This window comes from Mesorhizobium sp. RIZ17, assembly GCF_051127865.1.
Classification (GTDB): domain Bacteria; phylum Pseudomonadota; class Alphaproteobacteria; order Rhizobiales; family Rhizobiaceae; genus Mesorhizobium; species Mesorhizobium humile.
In genome coordinates this window covers 2,938,112-2,959,090 of record NZ_CP147861.1, presented here as the reverse complement: position 1 = coordinate 2,959,090, position 20,979 = coordinate 2,938,112, and the positions used below count along the sequence as shown (strand labels likewise).

At 59.1% G+C, this 20,979-nt stretch carries 17 protein-coding genes, 2 pseudogenes and 1 riboswitch; of the genes and pseudogenes, 10 read left to right on the top strand and 9 right to left on the bottom strand.

From position 1 onward, the window contains the following. The first annotated feature begins 115 nt into the window (after window positions 1-115). The 9 genes from queC (at window position 116) to WDX12_RS14250 (ending at window position 7,529) form a co-directional block, all read left to right on the top strand. Entirely contained in the window at window positions 116-814 is a 699-nt protein-coding gene (gene queC / locus WDX12_RS14290) for a 7-cyano-7-deazaguanine synthase QueC (protein ID WP_434725300.1), read from the top strand. Further along, window positions 814-1,170: a 6-carboxytetrahydropterin synthase QueD gene (gene queD, locus WDX12_RS14285; RefSeq protein WP_434725299.1), complete on the top strand. Its 357-nt coding sequence runs from the start codon at window positions 814-816 to the stop codon at window positions 1,168-1,170. The genes queC and queD overlap by 1 nt, the downstream gene beginning before the upstream one ends. Then, the gene (gene queE / locus WDX12_RS14280) at window positions 1,167-1,904 is read left to right on the top strand and encodes a 7-carboxy-7-deazaguanine synthase QueE (protein ID WP_434725298.1); all 738 of its coding nucleotides are present in this window, start codon (window positions 1,167-1,169) and stop codon (window positions 1,902-1,904) included. The genes queD and queE overlap by 4 nt, the downstream gene beginning before the upstream one ends. Before the next feature lie 271 nt (window positions 1,905-2,175). Next, window positions 2,176-2,292: riboswitch (TPP riboswitch) on the top strand. Between the two features lie 105 nt (window positions 2,293-2,397). Further along, entirely contained in the window at window positions 2,398-4,233 is a 1,836-nt protein-coding gene (thiC, locus tag WDX12_RS14275; RefSeq protein WP_434725297.1) for a phosphomethylpyrimidine synthase ThiC, read from the top strand. Continuing rightward, window positions 4,230-5,231: a glycine oxidase ThiO gene (thiO, locus tag WDX12_RS14270; protein ID WP_434725296.1), complete on the top strand. Its 1,002-nt coding sequence runs from the start codon at window positions 4,230-4,232 to the stop codon at window positions 5,229-5,231. Before thiC ends, thiO begins: the two co-directional genes overlap by 4 nt. Further along, on the top strand, window positions 5,200-5,397 hold the full coding sequence (thiS, locus tag WDX12_RS14265; RefSeq protein ID WP_006334020.1) for a sulfur carrier protein ThiS: 198 nt from the start codon (window positions 5,200-5,202) through the stop codon (window positions 5,395-5,397). Before thiO ends, thiS begins: the two co-directional genes overlap by 32 nt. 1 nt (window position 5,398) lies before the next feature. After that, window positions 5,399-6,172 (top strand): thiazole synthase, encoded by a 774-nt coding sequence (locus WDX12_RS14260; RefSeq protein ID WP_434725295.1) that lies wholly within the window; start codon window positions 5,399-5,401, stop codon window positions 6,170-6,172. After that, window positions 6,169-6,774, top strand: coding sequence for a thiamine phosphate synthase (locus tag WDX12_RS14255; RefSeq protein WP_434725294.1), 606 nt, complete (start codon window positions 6,169-6,171; stop codon window positions 6,772-6,774). The genes WDX12_RS14260 and WDX12_RS14255 overlap by 4 nt, the downstream gene beginning before the upstream one ends. Beyond that, the gene (locus tag WDX12_RS14250; protein ID WP_434725293.1) at window positions 6,744-7,529 is read left to right on the top strand and encodes a hydroxymethylpyrimidine/phosphomethylpyrimidine kinase; all 786 of its coding nucleotides are present in this window, start codon (window positions 6,744-6,746) and stop codon (window positions 7,527-7,529) included. Before WDX12_RS14255 ends, WDX12_RS14250 begins: the two co-directional genes overlap by 31 nt. A gap of 261 nt (window positions 7,530-7,790) precedes the next feature. On the opposite strand, the gene WDX12_RS14245 is transcribed toward WDX12_RS14250, so the two are convergent. The 7 genes and pseudogenes from WDX12_RS14245 to WDX12_RS14215 form a co-directional block, all read right to left on the bottom strand. Then, window positions 7,791-8,819, bottom strand: a complete 1,029-nt coding sequence (locus tag WDX12_RS14245) for an LLM class flavin-dependent oxidoreductase (protein ID WP_434725292.1) — start codon at window positions 8,817-8,819, stop codon at window positions 7,791-7,793. A 126-nt stretch (window positions 8,820-8,945) separates the two neighbouring features. Beyond that, on the bottom strand, window positions 8,946-10,055 hold the full coding sequence (hisC, locus tag WDX12_RS14240) for a histidinol-phosphate transaminase (protein ID WP_143977024.1): 1,110 nt from the start codon (window positions 10,053-10,055) through the stop codon (window positions 8,946-8,948). Window positions 10,056-11,175: 1,120 nt separating this feature from the next. Next, window positions 11,176-11,550: a hypothetical protein gene (locus WDX12_RS14235; RefSeq protein ID WP_143977023.1), complete on the bottom strand. Its 375-nt coding sequence runs from the start codon at window positions 11,548-11,550 to the stop codon at window positions 11,176-11,178. Then, the gene (locus WDX12_RS14230) at window positions 11,520-11,780 is read right to left on the bottom strand and encodes a hypothetical protein (RefSeq protein WP_432288539.1); all 261 of its coding nucleotides are present in this window, start codon (window positions 11,778-11,780) and stop codon (window positions 11,520-11,522) included. Before WDX12_RS14230 ends, WDX12_RS14235 begins: the two co-directional genes overlap by 31 nt. Further along, the gene (locus WDX12_RS14225) at window positions 11,705-11,977 is read right to left on the bottom strand and encodes a glycine zipper domain-containing protein (protein WP_432285006.1); all 273 of its coding nucleotides are present in this window, start codon (window positions 11,975-11,977) and stop codon (window positions 11,705-11,707) included. The genes WDX12_RS14230 and WDX12_RS14225 overlap by 76 nt, the downstream gene beginning before the upstream one ends. A 90-nt stretch (window positions 11,978-12,067) precedes the next feature. Beyond that, a pseudogene (locus tag WDX12_RS14220) lies at window positions 12,068-12,270 on the bottom strand (nodulation protein NodU); the annotation flags it as partial. Between the two features lie 70 nt (window positions 12,271-12,340). Continuing rightward, window positions 12,341-12,592, bottom strand: a pseudogene (locus WDX12_RS14215) (integrase core domain-containing protein); the annotation flags it as partial. Between the two features lie 245 nt (window positions 12,593-12,837). Between WDX12_RS14215 and WDX12_RS14210 the strand changes: the two are divergent. Then, the gene (locus tag WDX12_RS14210; RefSeq protein ID WP_434725631.1) at window positions 12,838-14,061 is read left to right on the top strand and encodes an IS110 family transposase; all 1,224 of its coding nucleotides are present in this window, start codon (window positions 12,838-12,840) and stop codon (window positions 14,059-14,061) included. A gap of 294 nt (window positions 14,062-14,355) precedes the next feature. Here WDX12_RS14210 and WDX12_RS14205 read toward each other — a convergent pair whose 3' ends face one another. After that, window positions 14,356-15,870, bottom strand: a complete 1,515-nt coding sequence (locus WDX12_RS14205) for a hypothetical protein (protein WP_434725291.1) — start codon at window positions 15,868-15,870, stop codon at window positions 14,356-14,358. After that, complete coding sequence (locus tag WDX12_RS14200) at window positions 15,867-20,867, bottom strand: AAA domain-containing protein (protein ID WP_434725290.1); 5,001 nt, start codon at window positions 20,865-20,867, stop codon at window positions 15,867-15,869. The genes WDX12_RS14205 and WDX12_RS14200 overlap by 4 nt, the downstream gene beginning before the upstream one ends. Window positions 20,868-20,979 lie beyond the last annotated feature (112 nt).

The window sequence follows — 20,979 nt, the reverse complement described above, 5'->3', positions numbered from 1 at the left end:
AGGTACGTGCGCTCAATCGCGTCCACCCCATTCACAAAACCGGCTCCGTGGAGTAGTGGGAACGCAGAGAAATCTCCGGTCGCAGCCTTACCCGGTCAAAACAAGGATTCAAACCATGAATGCCCTCGTCATCTGCTCCGGCGGATTGGACTCTGTTTCGCTCGCTCACAAGGTGGCGACCGAGCAGAAACTCATTGGCCTGCTTTCGTTCGATTACGGCCAGAGGCACAAAAAGGAACTCGGCTTTGCCGCCATCTGCGCCAAGCGGCTGGGTGTTCCGCACCAGATCGTCGATATCCGCGATGTTGGCCGGAACCTGAGCGGCTCGGCGCTGACTGATAGTGTGGACGTGCCCGACGGGCACTATGCCGAAGACTCCATGAGGATCACGGTGGTGCCGAACAGGAACGCCATCATGCTGGCTATCGCCTTCGGGGTTGCCGCCGCGCAGAAGGCCGATGCGGTGGCCACTGCCGTCCATGGCGGAGATCATTTCATCTATCCCGATTGCCGGCCGGCTTTTATCGACGCCTTTCAGACGATGCAGAACCATGCGCTCGCAGGCTACGCCGATATCCGCCTTTACGCTCCCTATGTGAATATGTCGAAGGCTGACATCGTTAGCGAGGGGGCAAAGTACGCCACACCGTTCGAGGCGACGTGGTCCTGCTACAAGGGCGGCGCACGTCATTGCGGTCGCTGCGGGACATGCGTCGAACGGCGCGAAGCATTCGATCTAGCCGGCTTTGCCGATCCGACAGACTATGAGGACGCGGACTTCTGGCTGCACGCTGTCCAGACAAGGAGCGCGTGATGTTTCGCATTACCAAAGAGTTCCACTTCTCGGCGTCGCATCAGCTCACCTCCTTGCCATCCGATCATCAGTGCGCGCGCCTACACGGCCACAACTACATCGTCGTAGTGGAGCTTTCAGGTGGAGAACTGGACGAACATGGCTTTGTGCGCGACTACCAAGACCTGGCGGCGCTCAAACACTACATCGATGGGACGTTCGACCATCGGCATCTTAACGACGTGCTGGGGCATGGCCGTGTGACAGCGGAATGTCTGGCCAGGCACTTGCACGACTGGTGCAAGGTGCGGCTACCACAAACCTCCGCCGTGCGGGTGAGCGAGACGCCGAAAACCTGGGCGGAATACCGACCATGACGTGCGCGTTGCAGCCCGCAATCCGCGTCAGCGAGATTTTTGGGCCGACCATTCAGGGCGAAGGCATGCTGATCGGTTTGCCGACGGTGTTCGTAAGAACGGGCGGGTGCGATTATCGCTGTTCCTGGTGCGACAGCCTGCATGCGGTGGACAGTCGCTTCCGCCATGATTGGGAGATGATGTCAACCGATGCGGTCTGGCAAAAGGTCGCTGCGCTTTCCGGCGGTCAGCCCGTGATGGTGTCGCTGTCGGGTGGCAATCCGGCCATCCAGCCGCTTGGTCCGCTGATCGAGCGCGGGCATGATGAGGGCTACCGCTTTGCGTTGGAAACCCAAGGCTCGATGCCTAAGGAATGGTTCGCGGATCTCGACGTGCTGGTGCTCAGCCCCAAGCCGCCCTCAAGCGAAATGACGACAGATTGGGCCGCGTTCGACGCCTGCGTGAAGGCGGCACAGGATAAGCCGCGGATGGCGCTGAAGCTCGTCGTCTTCGATGATGATGACTATGCCTATGCCAAAGACGCGGCGGCGCGCTACCCGCAATTACCCGTCTATCTGCAGCCCGGCAATCACACGCCGCCGCGTCCCGGTAATGAAGACGCGTCCATCGACATGGCCGGTGTGATGAAACGCATGGAATGGCTGGCCGAAAAGGTGACCCGTGACAGGTGGTTCGAGGCGCGTGTACTGCCGCAGCTCCATGTTCTGCTCTGGGGGAATAAACGGGGCGTCTAACCCACGCGGAAGGATTGCCGACGACGAGCCCACAGACATCAATAGCAATCTCGCCCAATTGGGCGATGCAACGTCGGTTCGGCAAGCCTGAAAATGCCATACTGGAAAAGGCTTCGAATCCGCATGCTTGCCTAATGTAGGCGCTTCGCCGCTCCTCCAGGCGTGACTTGCTCTCGATACGTGCGCGCGCTTCCGCTGGGTTTGATTGGTCGCCGATCGCCGCCGCGAGCCAAATGCGCTTGACAAAGCAGCGCTGGCCCGTTCAACCTGAGGCATTCACCAGGGGAGTCCCGGCAAGGGGCTGAGATACTGTTGGCTTTCGCGGCGCAGTGACCCGTTGAACCTGATCCAGTTCATACTGGCGTAGGGACGGTGCAAGCGCTTTGCGGGAGTTTACGCCCGAAGACCTGTTTCCAAGCAGGTAGATCAAAGCGTCTTTTCATCCTTCCGGCACAGAACTGGGTCTCCAATGCATGAGCAAAGGAGCCTCAAGATGAATGCCCTAACCCCAGCCGTCTCAACGGGACCGCTGCCTGCCTCACGGAAGATCCACAAGTCTGGCGTCCTCCATCCGCACATCAAAGTGCCGATGCGCGAAATCTCCGTCCATCCGACAGCCGGGGAGCCGCCTGTCACCGTCTACGATCCGTCAGGCCCCTATACCGACCCGACTGTCGAAACCAGCATCGACAAGGGCCTTGCCCGGCTTCGCCACGAATGGATCACGGCGCGCAGCGATGTCGAGGCCTATGACGGCCGCCATGTCCGGCCGGAAGACAATGGATTCGTCACGGGCGAGCGCCTGACACCGGAATTTCCCATTCGCAACCGGCCGCTCAGGGCCAAGGCAGGCAAGGCGGTGACCCAGCTTGCCTATGCGCGCGCCGGCATCATCACGCCCGAAATGGAGTTCGTCGCCATCCGCGAGAACCTCGGCCGCGAGATCCTGCGCGGCAAGCTTGGGCGCGACGGCGAGGCCTTCGGCGCGGCGATTCCAGATTTCGTCACGCCGGAATTCGTGCGCGAGGAGGTGGCGCGCGGACGGGCGATCATTCCCGCAAACATCAATCATCCCGAGAGCGAGCCGATGATCATCGGCCGCAATTTCCTGGTGAAGATCAACGCCAATATCGGCAATTCGGCGGTCACATCCTCGATGGCCGAAGAGGTCGAAAAGATGGTCTGGGCGATCCGCTGGGGCGCCGATACGGTGATGGACCTGTCGACAGGCCGCAACATCCACAACATCCGCGACTGGATCGTGCGCAATGCGCCGGTGCCGATCGGCACCGTGCCGCTTTACCAGGCGCTCGAGAAGGTCGGCGGGATCGCCGAGGACCTGACCTGGGAGGTCTACCGCGACACGCTGATCGAACAGGCCGAACAGGGCGTCGACTATTTCACCATCCACGCAGGCGTGCGGCTGCACTACATCCCGCTAACCGTCGACCGGGTCACTGGCATCGTCTCACGCGGCGGCTCGATCATGGCCAAATGGTGCCTGCACCATCACCGGGAAAGCTTTCTCTACGAGCACTTCGCGGAAATCTGCGACATCTGCCGCGCCTATGATGTGTCCTTCTCGCTTGGCGACGGCCTTCGTCCCGGCTCGATCGCCGATGCCAACGACGCGGCGCAATTCGCCGAGTTGGAGACGCTCGGCGAGCTGACGAAGATCGCCTGGGCGAAGGATTGCCAGGTGATGATCGAGGGGCCCGGCCATGTGCCGATGCACAAGATTAAGGAGAACATGGACAAGCAACTCGCCGTCTGCGGCGAGGCGCCATTCTATACGCTTGGACCGCTGACGACCGACATCGCGCCGGGCTACGACCACATCACCTCAGGCATCGGTGCCGCGATGATCGGTTGGTTCGGCACCGCCATGCTCTGCTACGTCACGCCCAAGGAGCATCTCGGCCTTCCCGATCGCAACGATGTCAAGATTGGCGTCATCACCTACAGGATCGCGGCGCATGCGGCCGATCTCGCCAAGGGGCATCCGGCGGCGAAAGTCAGGGATGATGCCCTTTCCCGCGCGCGCTTCGAGTTCCGCTGGGAAGACCAGTTCAACCTGTCGCTCGATCCCGAGACGGCGCGGTCCTTCCACGACCAGACCTTGCCCAAGGAGGCGCACAAGCTGGCGCATTTCTGCTCGATGTGCGGGCCGAAATTCTGCTCCATGCGCATCTCCCACGACATCCGCGCCGAGGCACAGAAAGAGGGCATGGCGGCGATGGCGGCGAAATACCGCGAAGGTGGGGATCTCTATGTGCCGGCGGACGAGACCGGCGCGCCGCTCATGCCACAGGCGCACGACCGACCATGAGGGTGCTGGTCAAAGGGGCCGGCGTCGCTGGCCTCACGGCCGCCTTCGAGCTCGCCACACGCGGCGCGGCGGTGACAGTTGCCGAGACAAGACATGCCCTCGGCGGCAATGCGTCGTGGTTCGCGGGCGGCATGCTGGCGCCATGGTGCGAGCGCGAAAGCGCCGAGCAGCCGGTGCTCGATCTCGGACGCGATGCCGCCGACTGGTGGGATACGGCGACGCCCGGGCAAGTGACGCGGGCCGGAACACTGGTCGTGGCCGCGCCGCGCGATGCGGGCGAGCTCGACCGGTTTGCCAGCCGCACGTCGGGTCATCGCCGCGTCGATGAAGACGAGATTGCGCTCCTAGAACCCGACCTCGCCGGCCGCTTCCGCCGCGGACTGCTCTTCCCCGATGAGGCTCATCTCGACCCGCGCCAGGCGATGGCTGCACTTCATGACAAGCTCGCAGCCATGGGTGTCGAATTTCACTTCGGCACCAACGCCCGGCATGTTTCCGGTTTCGATCGTCAGATCGACTGCACGGGAATGGCCGCCGTCGATGACAGGCTGCGCGGCGTTCGGGGCGAGATGCTGATCCTGCACACGCCTGATGTCTCGCTGTCGCGCCCGGTCCGGCTGCTTCATCCGCGCTTTCCGCTCTACGCGGTGCCGCGTGCCGACACGCAGTTCATGATCGGCGCGACGATGGTTGAAAGCCAGTCCGCCGGACCGGTCACGGCGCGTTCGATGATGGAGCTTCTAGGTGCTGCCTATGCCCTCCATCCCGCCTTCGGCGAGGCTGGCATCATCGAGACCGGCGCCGGTGTTCGTCCAGCCTTTCCCGACAATCTGCCGCGGGTCGAAATGAGCGGAGAAACCGTCGCGATCAACGGGCTCTATCGCCATGGTTTTCTTCTCGCCCCCGCCATGGCGCGCCAGGCTGCCGACCTGGTTTTCAATCAAGACAGAACCAAGGAGCTTGCTCATGAAACTGTTGGTCAACGGCGAAGCGCATGAGGTTGCCGCCAACACCCTGGCCGAGCTGCTTGCCGCGCTCGACTATGAGGGCGATTGGCTGGCGACCGCCGTCAACAGCGACCTCGTGCACAAAGCCAACCGGGCGGAATTCCGGTTGAGCGACGGCGATCGGATCGAAATCCTTTCGCCGATGCAGGGAGGCTAGCATGTTCGAGCTTCTCGGGACGACGCTTCCTTCCCGCCTGCTTCTCGGCACCGCGCAATATCCTTCGCCGGCCATCCTTGCCGATGCGGTCAAGGCATCGGGCACGTCGGTGGTGACCGTCTCGCTGCGCCGTGAGATGGCAGGCGGTCGGGCCGGCGAACAATTCTGGTCGCTGATCCGTTCGCTGGGCGCCAGAATCCTGCCCAACACTGCCGGCTGCCACTCCGTCAAGGAAGCCGTCACGACCGCGAAAATGGCACGCGAGGTCTTCGGCACCAACTGGATCAAGCTCGAAGTGATCGGCAACCACGATACGCTGCAGCCGGACGTGTTCGGCCTGGTCGAGGCCGCCCGCATCCTGTGCGAGGACGGTTTTAATGTCTTCCCCTATACCACCGACGACCTTGTCGTTGCCGAGCGGCTGCTGGAGGCGGGCTGCAAGGTCTTGATGCCGTGGTGCGCACCGATCGGTTCCGCGCTCGGGCCGGTCAACATCATGGCGCTGCGCTCGATGCGCGGGCACTTCCCTGGCCTCCCGCTGATTGTGGATGCAGGGCTCGGACGGCCGTCACATGCGGCAACCGTCATGGAGCTCGGCTTTGACGCCGTGCTCCTGAACACGGCGGTCGCCAGGGCGGCTGATCCGGTCGGCATGGCACGTGCGTTCTGCAAGGCTGTCGATGCCGGTCGTGAAGCCTTCCGCTCTGGAATGCTCGAACCCCGCGACGTCGCCGTGCCATCGACCCCGACGATCGGCCGGGCAGTTTTTTCATGAAGCTCGATCCCTTCTACCTGATCGTCGACAGCGCTGCCTGGATCGAACGGCTGGTGCCGCTCGGCGTCAAGCTGGTTCAGCTTCGCATCAAGACAGTGGATGAGGCCGGATTGCGCGTGGAGATCCGCAAGGCAAAGGCTTTATGCGCCCAGCACCACTGCCAGCTCGTCATCAACGACCATTGGCGCGTCGCGATCGAGGAGGGCTGCGACTTCGTCCATCTCGGCCAGGAAGATCTCGCACGAGCCGATGTGAAGACGATCCGACGGGCGGGCATTGCAATGGGCCTCAGCACTCACGACGACGCCGAGCTCAAATCCGCGCTGGCGGCTGATCCCGACTATGTAGCACTCGGCCCGATCTACCCGACCACACTCAAGACCATGAAATGGGATCCGCAAGGGCTAGACCGCATCGCTGTCTGGAAGCAGCGTGTCGGCGAGCTTCCGCTCGTTGCTATCGGCGGGCTCACCGTCGAGCGCGCGACCGGCGTCTTCGCTCGGGGCGCTGAGAGCGCCGCGGTCGTCACCGACATCGTCGGCAATGCGCGTCCCGAGGTTCGTGTCCTCAAATGGCTTGCGGCAACAGCGCCGTGGCGATGACAGGGCATGTGCTCATCGTCGCCGGCTCGGATTCGAGCGGCGGGGCTGGTATCGTCCGCGACATAGAAACGGTTTCCGCCTTCGGGCTGCGCAGTTGTCTTGCCGTCACGGCCGTGACCGTCCAGACGCACGCCGTTGTCGAGCACGTCGAACTTGTGCCGCCGGAGCTTGTCGCCGCCCAGATGCGCGCCGCGTTCGCTGCCAACGCTGTCGCGGCCGTCAAGATAGGCATGATTGGGACATCGGCGGCTGTTGAGGCAGTCGGCGCTGTTTTGGTCAACCGCCAAGTGCCTGTGGTACTCGACCCGGTCCTGGCCTCTACCTCGGGACGCAATCTGCTGGCGGACGATGCCATTAATATGCTGCGCCACGATCTGATGCCGATCTGCCGGCTTGTAACGCCTAACCTGGTCGAGCTGGCTGCGTTTACCGGCTCGTCACCCGCCGCGGACGAAGAAGGGGCTTGTCGTCAGGCTGAAGAGCTATCGAGGACGGTGAGGACCGCCGTACTCGTCAAGGGCGGCCATGCACAAGGAACCCGTTGCGTCGACGTGCTTTTGCAGCCGAACCAACCTGCAGTTCGGTTCGAGGCGCCCCGCTTGCCGCGAGGGATGCGCGGAACGGGTTGCATGATGGCCAGCGCAATCGCCGCCTCGCTTGCTCTTGGAGCGTCGCTGGAAGCGAGCGTGCGCCAAGCCAAGCAACATGTTTTCGATGCGCTTGCCGGATCGAAGGACATCGGGCCGAGAGGCTGATCGGGCCGAACGTATCCAACGCTCCGATCAAGTCTGGCAGGCGATCGTGGGTCTACTCCTAGGACATGAAGGCCCTATCCGAGGGGTGAGAATGCGGCATACACGGTCGCTTTCGCCTATCAACAACACGCCGCTTTGAGGAGGAAGCCGCATGCCTCTGTGCCAACCGGTTGATGGGTCATCCGAAACCCGCACCTAGTCGTCGCTAGCGACCGCATGCCGCTTGGCACGTTGTTGGGTGGGCGAACGTTCGAACCGGGGTTAGCCAACTCGAGCCATAATTGCGGATTGAATCGCCGTTGCGGTATATAGGGAAGCATCTAACGACAGATCCCCAAACGCCGGTTGACAAAGGAGGTAGTTTGCACCTGCCGCTTCCAGCTGATCAAGAAGAGCTTGTCCCGCAGAAGCTGCCGTTCCTACCACGCACAATTCCTTCTCGATTGCTGCATCGAAGCTCAGCGGCAGGTTTGGTGGAGTCGGCATGCCATTGAGATCATAAAGGAATTTAAAGCTCTTGAGCCACCGTTCGTAAGCAGGTGCAGCGAGTGAACGTGCATCTGTTTCAGAACGCCCAATCACGACCATTCGGAGCAATCCAAGAAATGGCGCTTGGTCGTCCGCCTCACTGGTGTGCTCTCGACCGGCGCGGAAGGCATCAGTGATTCTTCGAACGGAAGAGGAAGGTCCCACGCACGCGATGTTCACGCCATTCGCAGCGGCCCAGACTGCCGATTCCGGTCGATTGGTGGCGATCCAAGTCGGCGGATGTGGACGCTGATGAGTTCTTAGCGTCAGCGGAACGCTGTTCAACTCAAAATGGCGACCTTGATAGGATAGCGTGCCACCCTTCAGCGCATTGATAAGAATTTCGCTGGCTTCCGCATAGTGGTTTGGCGCCGCGTCCGAGCCAATCCCGAAGTAACCCAATTCGATCGGGAGCGAGCCGCGCCCTATCCCAAGTTCGAGCCTGCCACCGCTCAATTGGTCCAGCATACAGATCTCTTCGAACGCACGTAGCGGATGATAGAGGGCAAGCAGCATTACCAACGGGCCGACACGAAGGCGCCGGGTTCGCTGGGCTACGCTCGACAAGAACAGATTCGGTGATGGACCTCTCCCATGTGGGGTACAATGGTGCTCCGCGAGATGATATGCATAGAACCCAAGGTGATCGCACGCCTCCGCTAACATCAGGCGATCTTCGTACTGTCGGGCGATATCGAGGCCGTCCTCGTCCAGATGATCGAAGATGCCGACAGCTAGGCCTGAAGGAAAGGCGTTATTCATGATATTGTCTCCATTTTTGACGCAACAAGTCCGGTTGCTTGCGTATTCCAAGCAATTTCAAGATTTCTCGCTTGTGTAATCGCTCGGATTATTGCCTGAGAAATGCTAAAGCAGAGCCTTAGCAACCTAATGCGGGGGCCTTGACATATTCAATATTCGACTAATACGACTAGCGGCACGAAGAAACGCATCCATTTGCTCTTTTGTACCGATGCTGACGCGGATGTAATTTTCCAAACCTTTATCGGGAAAGACGGCAACAAGTATTTTTTGCCTTGCAAAGGCTGATTGCCACCATGAGCCGTCCTGTCCCGTTGGCACGCGGGCAAGCAAGAAGTTTGCGTGGGAAGGGATTACGGAAAATCCAAGTTGCGAGAGCGCGAGCGTCACTCGCCGTCGTTCATGCCTGATGTGTCTGTGGTTGTCTGCATAGGCGGCGCGGTGCGCAAGGACGCTGATACCAACCGCCTGCCCGATCACATTCATGTTGAAGACGTTCTGGATATTGCGTAGCCTGCCGATAATTTCAGGGTGACCGAAACCGAAACCGACGCGAACGCCGGCGGCAGCATAGCTTTTCGAAAATGTCCTTAAGACCAGAAGGTTCGAATAGCGATTGATGAGGCGTAGACCATTCTCGGGTGCAAAGTCGACGTAGGCCTCATCCAGCACGATCAAGCGGTCCGATTTCGCTACCAGGCGTTCGATATCGGCCACCGGAACGAACGTTCCGGTCGGATTGTTCGGATTGGCTAACAGAATGAACTTGGCGTCCTTTGCAGGACCGAAGAGCAATTGCTCCATCGGCAAAGAATGATCTTCGCTAAATTTGATTTCGACAAATTGAGCACCCTGCAACGTTGCAAGTTTGCGGTTGAACGAAAACCCTGGCGACATCATCGCCACGCTATCCCCCGGGGCAAGGAAAGCTCTGTAGACAAGTCCAAGCAATTCAGACGATCCGTTGCCGGCGATCACCTGATCCATGGAGACGCTGTAGGCATTGGCGGCTGCTTCCCTCAAGCTGATGTTATCGTCTTCTGGATATAGATACTGCCGTTCGAGAGCTGCAATCGCGCTTTGCATGATGATTGCTGGAAGCGGGAACGGGTTCTCATTCGTGTTTAGTTTTACCCAACTTGAACCCGGCGCTGGTCTATCTGATGGCAGAGCATCTAACTGTCTCGCCACTTGCGAAAGAGACGAAAGCACACTCTGAAGTTTTGCATCGGACATGTTTTTCTCCGTTTCAGTCGCAGAGGGAATCCGGGATGAACGATGGTCTAAAGCACATGGCCGACCGACGGTTCGTTCACACCGCCGTTGTCAGCACATTGACCCCGTGAGGTCGGGCGGGCTGTCCTCCCGGGTCGGATTGGCCCGACGCTCAGGTCCGCATCCACTCGTCATCGGGCCAAGGCTCCGCCAACCTCCAACGCTTGATTTGTCCCTGATATTTGCTTCGGTCGGCCTTTCAAGGACGCTTGATCTGATGCCGTATTTCCTCAGCGGGTATCCAATCTGGCGCGGCGTCAGTCCAAGCAGGCGCCGCCTTTGCCTGCACCGAGCCACATCTCTCCACGGCCGCGATGACACGCTCGCGATTTGACATACTCGCACCGCGGATTTTGACCGGTCACAGGCAAGCGCGAAAAACGCCCTGGGCGTAAGTCGGGGCGCCGCGACGTGTCGAGTGCACAGCGGTGTGATGCCTGGCCATGGGTTTCCTTTCATGAATCGCGTCCGTCGACTGACTTCTGCAGGCCGCAACCGCACGTTGATTCACGAGACCGGAATGGGGCGGGCGAGTCAATCGAGCTTTCTTTCATCCGCGAAAGGAAACTCTGCGCTCATGATAGAATTCCATCAGTTTCATATACCTCCGGTAGATGATATCGAACGGCAGAATGTCTACCCGGCGTCCCCGCGGTGCCGGTGCTGATGGCCCGGGCCATCAGTCTAATCAGCTCCTGGCAAAGCTGGCGCCAGTGGCGTGGCGACCGCCATCGCGACGATGTCATCTACGAGGGCCGACCGCGACTCCGGCGTGATTTCATCACAATCGCGACAAGGTCTTGACCTTTGCCCACCTCGCGGAGCGGCTGATGGCCCCCTGTCCCGGACCAGCTGCGCTGCGCCGTTTCCCAAACGTCTAGGTCACATTTTCGAAGTGCGTGTTGGAATCGGTGATTCCGTATCACATTATCGCCACGTTTTAGCCGCGACGTGGTGGCAATCTGCCACCAGAAAGCCGGCGTTGCCCTGAGACGGTTCGGTCCGGCATCGACTCAAACCAGCCCCCCGCTTAAGGGTCAGTGCCGGATCGAACGCTTCTTGCATCTCTTTTTGAAGGAAATCAGGTGCGACGCCCGAAAAGCAAACGGCGGCCATTAGAAGCAAGCTGATCCGCTCCATTGATCGATACATGGTCCGCCAAATTGCACAGCGCGCCAAGGATCTGCAAATCAACGATGGTTTGAGGCGGCGGCTGCCAGGCGAGACACATCTCGGGCCGGTAGGGCCATTCCGAGCGCCAGCGCGCGAGATGCTTCGGATCGGAAGTGTTGCGCAGCTCACTTCTCGAGGATCGATCCGGTCGCAAAGACGCATCACGGATCGTCGTGCTCGACCAGTAGAATTGAAACATTGTCGGCCTAAGCATCTCGATCTTGTCGGCGACCTCGGCTTTTTCGGTCGCGTTTAAGCCGGCCAGTGGCTCGCCCAGCGGCATGATACGAGGTCCAGCCGCCAAAGCTGTCGAGATGCTAAGCATTCGACGGAGCCCGCCAGGAAGATTTCCCGCCGAACTAGCTCGTTGGCCTCGATGTCGATGACGACGACGCCGCCGACGAAAGAGAAATTGGGATTGTAGTGCGCCGGTTCGCTCAACACCGCGTCACTGGCCATCGCCGGCCAGTCAGCGAGCAACGCTGCCGCCCCACCAAAGACTTTCGCATACATTTCCCGTAGCGATCCCGGTAGGGGCAGCGGTCCGGTTCATTGGCCCGGCCGATCAACGCACCGGCAACGGCGCAGTCGGCGCCACCAACAACGGCGCCTTGCACCGGATCATTTGCCACGGCAGCGCCTATGGCCGCGCCGCCCTGGCCGCCGACCGCTGTACCCTTTTCCGGCTGAGAGTTGGCGCCCAGCGCCATCAACTACCCTCATAGGAATCATCCGCTATTCGGCTACACGCATGTAACCGTCAGGCGGAAGCGGACGGTCAGTAGTTTCTGGCGCTCATTTCAACGGCTTGCACCACATTCGCCAACCGGTCGTTGATTTTTCAGGTTGGTCAACAGCAACCCATTGCACCAAACGTGGTCCACGCGTCCCCACTCACAGGCTGCCGCGGCATCGGGAAAGAACCCACGTCCGTTAAGGTTGGCACTCGTGTTGCAGAGCAGCGGAACGCCAGTGAGTGTTCATATTCGACCAGGAGCTCACTCCGTCTAGCACGCTGACGTTGCCTCCAGTTTTTATCCAGTTTTGAGTTCGTTTCCGGCGTGGGTTGTGCCCTACTGGGCGGGTGAAGCGACGGCCGCTGGCGCGGAGCCTTTGGCATAGCGCAGCGCGAGCGACCGTCGCGGATTGAAGGTAGTGGCGAACTCGGCCGGTGTCTGCCAGGCGATTTGGGAGTGCGGCCGCGCAGTGTTGTAGTCGGCGCGCCACAGGGCGATGGCTACGCGCGCCTGAGCCAGCGAGGTAAACAGCGTCTCGTTGAGCAGTTCATCGCGCAGTCGGCCGTTGAAGCTCTCGATGAAGCCATTATCCGGCATGTTGTTCTTGGTGCCATCGTTTGTTCGGTCGTCAGGTTTGGCTAAGCTTGGCGGATCCGGGCCACGGGGCACCGGGAGCACGCAAGTGCGGGCAGGCCGTCGTATGCAGATGAACTGCGAGTTCGGGCACATTATCTGGCCGCCCCAACGACTCGCCCGGATGCGCTGCGAGCGCGGATCCGTATTTGTCGTGTTGCCCGCTGGCTCCCTGTTCGTGACCAACGATGGAGGGAACCGTGCGTATTATAGGCATGGACATACACCGCGTAGCCGCTGAGGTCGTGTCGTTGCTTGATGGCGAGATCATCAAGCTCGGCCGCGTTCAAATGCTGCGCAATAAGCTCGAGGAGTTCGCCAGGAGGGAACTCACCCACGATGATCATGTGGTGATCGAGGCGACCGGCAATGCCACGGCCGTCGCTGAAGTGCTTTCGCCCCACGTGGATCGGATCGTGATCGCCAATCCCAAGCAGGTGCACATGATCGCGCACGCGAAGGTGAAGACTGACACGATCGACGCCACTGTCCTTGCGAAGCTCTACGCCTCGGGCTTTCTGCCGGAGGTCTGGGTTCCGGATCCGGGGACCCTTGCCCTCCGAAGACAGGTCACCAGGCGGACGCAGCTGGTTCGCCAGCGTTCGCGGCTGAAGAACCTGATCCAGTCGATACTCCACGCCCATCTGATCCCGCCATGTCCGCATGGGAACCTCGTCGGGATCAGCGGGCGTAAATGGCTGACGAGGCAAATATTGCCCGCGGATGAGCGCGCCGCCATCGAGCGCCACCTCGGCTTGATTAACCAGGTCAACGAGGCGTTGACGGTGGTCGAGGCGGATATCGCCGTGCATGCCCTCCAGGATCCGACAATCCGCCGCCTGATGACGTTGCCCGGCCTCGACGTCACCGTGGCTGCGAGCGTTGCCGCGGCAATCGGCGACATTCGGCGCTTCGGCGATCCACAGAGGCTTGTCGCCTATCTTGGTCTTAATCCGAGCGTGCGGCAGTCCGGTGAAGGGCCGGCCTATCATGGCCGCATCACCAAGCAGGGTCGCGGCCATGCGCGGGGAATGCTAGTCGAGGCGGCATGGGCGGCTGCGTGCTCGCCGGGTCCTCTGCGCGCCTTCTACAAGCGGATTGCCTCGCGTCGCGGGAAGCACATCGCGGCCGTCGCCACCGCGCGCAAGCTTGCAATGATCATCTGGCACATGCTGAGCAAGGATGCCGACTACATCTGGGCCCGGCCGGCCTTGCTCGCCCGCAAGTTCAGATCGGTCGAGCTACGCGCCGGCCTCCCGACCAGCCATGCCAGGCGCGGCTCCGCGTTCGACTACAACATCCCGGCCAAGCGCGCCGAAGAACGATCCCGAGTCGAAAAGGCAGAAGCTGCCTATGCAGCAGCGACTTCCCGATGGCGAACGAGGCCCGAACGACCGAAGCCTGTGGAAAAAGCCGCTGAATGAGAAGAAGGGGCTATTCTACAACATCCGTCTGCATTGGCTTGCCGGGCGCAATGTAATGCCATTCGACGCGGTTCTGATCCGCCCAGTAGGGCACCCACGCCGGAAACGAACTCAAAACTGGATAAAAACTGGAGGCAAGGTCAGATGCACTGAAACAAACAAGGCGGGTGGCGAAAGACCCTGCATCTTATCGGGGCGTGGGACATGGCAAAGCAAATTCACATAGTAAAGCACCGGCTGCAGTCAACAGAGCTTATTCGGGTACGAAAATCGACCTATATCAAATTTTTACATCTATTTTAATGTAGATTCTCCGGATTCCGGCATAGTTTCTGCTGATTTTACTTTCCGCGGGATCGCCATTGCCCGCTCCACATCACTCCGCAGCACGTCGTTTCCGACGTATCTAAGTACCCGGTCTATGACAAATGAATGGGCCCTATCAAGGACGACCGGATCGAATGATGCGAAACCAAGTGGGGCGGCGGTTCCTGTCTGTGTTCCGATCGGGGCATGAACCAGTGCCGCAAAAGCAACTCCCGGCAAAAGCAGCATTTCTAGAGATGGAGACACTTCAAAGGCGTCAAGAATCTCCACGCGATCGAAAGCTTGTTCGACATACTTCGCTGGCTTGCCGGCAACAATGCAGTAGCTCTGTGGCTCGTTCTCGTCGTTACCCTCGTCTGCCCCCACCCTGCGTCGCAAGAGCGCGATAACATCGCGAAGAAGAGAAGTAGCGCCCCAAAAGCCAACGTTAGGAGGCACGGAAAGGACAACGCCTGGCGGTTCCTCGACATTACGGATCCCATAATCGACCACTCTCAAAAGCCGCTCGATATTCTGTTGTGTGGTGATCTGTCCGACGAGCGGTACAGTCATACGGTCCGTTCTGGGGTCGCCTGTGCGCGAGACAGCTTCGCGCCAATATCGCTTTACCGACAATCCAGCCTGAATCGTGAAATCACCAAGGAACTCAGGCGCCAAATCAATCAGAGTTTGGTAGGCAGCGCCATCACGGTCAGGTCGAGAGCTGGCACGCAGGCCTGTCGTAAGGAAATGACCTGCGGCCCTTTCGACCTCCGGTCTGTCCCCAAGTTCGACATCGGGTCGCCAAGCGTTTAGGTCAATTTCGCCCAAACTTGGATTGGCAGCCTGTGCATAAACCTTCATCCGTATGGGGACTTGGAAGCGATCGCCAGGCGACACGCTATCGATTGAATATAGATCCCGCTTCTGCACCTGTTCACGATCCGATCGGTCGCCTAGTTCGCGAAAGAAGCGACGAAATCGATCAGGAATATCTTTCGAGATTGCCCCAGAGGTTGCCTCCTCGTCCAACACCAAGTCTGGAAGACCCTGCTCCAACTTGTCTAAACTACGTTGAAGCTCAGGAGCCAAGGCAATTAGATCAAACCCATAGGATCCACGTCGGCCCTCAACCTTATAAATCACCGGGCCATCGTCTCCGTCGTTAAAGAGTCTTTCACCGGGATTTGCCAGCCAAAGCCGTGCTCCTTCGCGTTCCAAGTAGCCAGGTCCAGTAGCTTCTTCGAGCACATATTCCATCTCAACACGATCGTAGCCGAAGAACTCGCGCGCATCGTCCTCGCTAAGACCAGGCACCGCTTTGACGAGGCGCAACAGGAATTCCAACGTGGGGCTTACCAACCCTAAGATGGCCACCTTGTACGAGATATCGTAACGTCGACACGGCAACAGGAGATCATAGACTCCCATTTCCATTCGCTTGTCTTCTTCGGGAGGGACGAGTTCATCGACCTTCAGACGCAGTATGGGACGGCCAATCATTTCCTCCTCCTGCCACCGGTAGGTCCTTCACCGCGGCTCTCTTTTGGCGACGCATTTTCGTTGAATCTAGGTTCCAAAATCTCCCTGGCAGTCACAGTTCGCGCCGAACCCTCGACCACACGTTTCGCGAAGCCAGCTACCAATTGCCCCATCGGACCAGCGGTACGCCAGCGGTGTCGAGCCCCAACGATTACCAAGCGGTCCATTGCTCTGCTGGCGGCAACATTTATCCGGTTGGGAGCGACGAGGAAGCCTTCCCGAATAGTGCGAACCGGGCCTTCCTGCGCTCCATCGATGTTATTCCGCACCAACGAAAGCACGACAATCGGGTTTTCCTTGCCTTGGTAGCTGTCTACGGTTCCTACCTTGATGTGCTTAGTCAGCAGCTCCGATACCGATGATCTAAGAAGCTTCCGATGGATGAGGTCCCTTTGGGCTGCGTACATGCAAATTATTCCGACGGCGATTGGAAACTCCGTCTGCGCTTCAAGCCATTGGCGAAAGGGCGAGTGAGCACACCATGTTTCCAACGTCGCTACGATTGCGTCGGCCTCGACCCTGTTCTGCCTGCTTCCCCCTTCCTTCATTTTCGCGTCATATGCCGCTTCTCCCAAATCGTCAGTTTCTATCCAGGTCAGAGGGTGGGACAGTTCCCCAGGCAACAGGTTGAGATCAATCGCCGGCTTTTCTCTGCCGGCCTCGAGATCGAGTTTTGGATAAAAGGCCTCCGAAACCAGCTTTCCGATTGGAGGAAGCATGCGGTACTGGGTCCGTAGGCGCGCGCCCGCCGCCAATCCATATTTCGTCTCGAATACCCTTTCAAAGTCGCTTCGTTGGATCTCGTTCTTCGCGATCTTTGTCCTTTCAGCAACCTGTTCGATAACCTCGGCCTTGTGCTGCGGCTGAAGCTGGGCTTGATCACCTACAAGCACTGCCCACCGAGCCACCTGCAACGGGACCAGAAGCTCGCTAGCCGTGCATCTTGCGGCTTCGTCAACGATAACCAAATCGAACGCAGTGCTGGTCAAGCCAAGGGAAGCTCGCCCGAGCCCAACACATGTGCCGATCACAACTTGCCGAGTGCCTGCAAGAAAGGTCTCGAAACTGCGCTGCGATCGTGATGCGCTGCCGACGAAGTCTCGCCCCAACCTCGCCGCAGAGAGAAGTCGGTTGAGCTTGTCCGCGCTAGCGGCACCCGACCTCCCGTGGCGCGTCATAAGGCACTCAACTAAGGTGTGATTGAAATCATCAGCGCTGCCGTCAATATCATCCACCAATGAGGGGTCTAACCCGAGCTGCACGAGCATCGCACCCAAGGTTTCCTTCAGCCCATTTATACGCTCCTGCGGAGGCTCCGAAGCTGTCTGGAATTCCGCAAGCCTTCGCCCAATCGGCCGGATCGCAGTTTCGATCAAAATTGCCTCGTTGACGATTTCAGGCGGCATGCCCAGCGCAGTGCCCACAATGTGCATTCGCTCACTAAAAGAAGCATGAAAGCGATCCTTGAAGGCCTGCTCGACTTTGCGTGTGTGGTATCCTCTGATCGGATCGGAAACCTGATCGTCGTTCATCGCCACCCGAAGCATGCTTGGTTCCTCCTTCGATGCTCGGAACAGCTTGAGCAATGCTTCGGCGGCGGTATTCACTGCCTCGTGCGACTGGCTTGACAAGAGAACGTTTCGAGCGAGGCCTTCCGTGATCGCGTAGTGAGCCAGCGCTGCAATAAACCGCGTTTTCCCAGTTCCCGGAGGCCCCTGCAAAAGACCCAAAGGGCGCGCAGAGATGATGCGTTCGAACGCCGCGACCTGGTCTGCGTTCAAGTCGTATTTAGCTAGTTCCAGTCTCTTAAGCGAGTGAGGGACAACCTTAGGAACCGCTCTAGTCCGTGGATCGAAGACGGAGACAAGGCTGCCGGCGCGACCGTTGCCAGCTAGTATGCGGTCCACGGCCTCTCCACGGCGACGAAGACTCTCGGTTTCAAAATGGCTGACAAAGCGTAGCCGCTGTCCATCCTCGACAAGGCGCCTGCCGGCGCTGCCGTACTGCGTCGTCTCTATCACCACGAGACTGGCTCTCGAGTTTTGAACGTCGAGCTCTCCAATTCGGCGCCAAATACCCTTGTTTCCCAACCTCTCGACCGCGACTGTATCGTTGCGGTCGAAATCAAAGGTCCCGCTTTCCAACTCAAACGAGAGCCGGTGCCGTCCGGCAGCTCCGTCAAAAATACTGTCCGTTTGGGCCACGCCCTCTGTGGTCAGTTCCTTCTCGCTGTCGATAAGGTTGCGCCAGAGCAAAGGAACGTCGACAGAGTCCGGTCCGGCAACTGGAGTCGCCGCTATCTCTTCAATCAGTCGTTCCTCGTCGTCTTCATCTGACGCCCCGAGATCACCAACTTCAAGAGAGCTCGGGTCGAGATCGCGGCCGTTTCCTGCAAGCGAGGCTGCAATAGCGTCACCTTCAAGAAACTGCTCCATAGAAGAAAAATCATTGTGGTCCGAGCGTTCGACGAGCACTTCCCCTTCGAAGTTAAACACCTCGTGACGGGCGACAATTCCAATGCGCGTCTGGCTCAGTCTGCGACGGGTCGCAGATTTTAATTTTCCAGCGTCGTCTAGTCGGAATTCGATTTCCTCAAACGCACCTCGCAAATGCACAGTGGCTGGTCCACGCACTGGGTTCCGGTAACTGCGCAAAAAGAAACGTCCTTCGTCCGGCTCCAGCGCACCGATTTCGGAACCGCGGATGGCTAACGTGAGCACAGTGGCGGCGGCGGTCGCGAGATCACTGTCGGCCTCCTCCAACTCGCCTAACGTTTTGTCGATTGCCTCCACGAGGGGAAGAATCGTCGCAAGACGCGGCTCCATTTCCCTGCAGGTCGCGATCGCTTTCGAGAGTCGGCTAGCATGCTCCGGTTTGAAGCGTGCGGCGCCAAAAATCTCCTCTGCCAAGCAAGTAAGGCCATATCTGTCGCGTTCGAAGCGATCGCCCCCAGCAATCGCATACGCGGAATTTTGTATTTCGCCTTCCGAAAGTGACGAGAAGTCCAGAATATCTATCAGGAACGTTTTTCCATCTTCGCGGATTACGATGTTCTCAGGCTTCAGATCTCCGTGACCGACACCCGTAGCATGGAGATTTTCGACAATTTTGATCAGCCGCCGCACCGCAGCCAAGGCTTCGATCGCCATTTGCCATCGTTGCGGGTGCTCCTCGATGATCGAAAGCAGTGAGGAACCCTCGATCCATTCTTGGACCACCGCAAAAGCGTCGCCAAGCCAAGCGATAGTATGAATGGCCGGGATGCCCTCTGGCTCGTCGGCTTTGATCTCTGCTGCTCTATCGAGGAAGGCGAGTATCCGCGCGCCCTCTTTTCGGAGGTCGCCCCAGGCTGATTGCTTCCACAATTTAACCACGAGTTGCTTATCGTCTGCGGCAGTACGCCATGCATCCAAGCGATCGCTCTCGCGAATCGGTTCTCCGACAACTGGATACGCTGACGCCAAAGCTAATTGGGAACGTATGACCTCCCGATATCGAGCCAGTCCGATCTGAACCTCTTCAGGGGTAGGATGCTGTACAGTTGCCTTGTTGAATGCCTCAAGAGCTGCACGAGCGTCTGGAAAACGCTTCTTCGCATCAAGCTCCAGGCCCTCCGCAAACCAATGATGCAAGACCTCGAACTCAGCTCCTGCATCGACGGCGGCAGACCACTCCGGCGGATTGCCACCGGGCAGACAGCCATAGATAATTTGGTGCACTGCGACCGCGCCGAGGAAGACGTCCCGTCGCATTGGCCCCGCGTTTTCGCCAAGCACGTCCTCAGGGACGGTTACGCTCGCCAGAAAATGATACCGAGAGTCGCCGAGAGATCTCACCTCGGGGAAACGTGCGGCGAAAAGGTGAGAAATCTGGACGGTGGTCGGTGCTTCAAGCCAAATGCTGTGCCCGCCAAGATCCAGATGGGCCGCAGAATTGCGATGAAGTTCCGCCTGAACCGACAAAAGCTGTCGCGCGAGCTCTATACGTTCGACGGGCGAAAGGCTCTTCACCTCGGTCTTGGCAAAGTCAGATAATCGCTTCAGCCGTGGTCGGCGGTCGTAGATCTCCCAGTAGTGAACACTCCGATCGGGATCTTCGAGCCTTGGCGTTAGCAGGTTCCGATCAATGCTGTCGCTCCTGTCGCGCAGCCAGTGATAGACTTGGCGTTCCCGGCCCGCGATTTCCAGACGACCTTCCTCTGTCTGGAACCGAGCGTCCTTTACCTTGGTAAAATCCCAAAGGCGAAGAGTACCGAAGCTCGGGGGCGTCCCCTCTTCACGAGCGTCATATTCTCGGTAAATGCCATCAGGGTGCTCGAACGTCGACGAATCATCAGCAACATACCTCTGAAAGCTTCTCCGCCCTGGCTTGAAAAGCGTCGTTGGCCCTGCGTTGAAGAAGCGGCTCAGGCGTTCTTTCCAGGTTGATTCGGTGAGTGGATGATGGACGATGTATTCTGCAATATTCCCGAAGGTCGCTCGATCTGATTGATCGGGGAACACGGCTGCTTTGAATTCACCGAGGGTGAGGACCTTCGCCCGTTCGGCTTCGGTAATTCCAGAGCGGTCCGCTTTACCGATGAGGACGACGAGGCCTTCAACCCGTGGGACCGGGACATGCTTTGTCTCTGGTCGTTTCGCAAATTCCTTAGTTAGCAATATTCCCAACTGCCGCGCGATGTCGTTTATTTTGCCGACCGGCGACGCGTCTTTGTCGTGGCCATCGAGAAGCCATCGACCGTCTACGCTCTCGATGTTGCCGTACCAATCCTTGAGGTCGATCGCGAAGATCCGGCGGTTGGTGACGAGGATAACGTCTATCTCCCGAGCTTTTCCGGCTCCCAGCGCCAGATCAAGATTCGTAAAGGCATACCAGTCCCGCGGCATAGCTGCCTTCAGTCGGTCAATGCCTTTGACTTCGCGCTGGTGAATGCCGCGCCCGCTGTTCGTGATGTGCAAGACTACTCCCCCGACCCAATCACGGGCCAACCTACAGTATCGAGCATGCCCCAGTCATGCGTTCAAGAGCGAGCGCGCATCAACGCCCAGTTGAATATCCATCCCGCCGAAG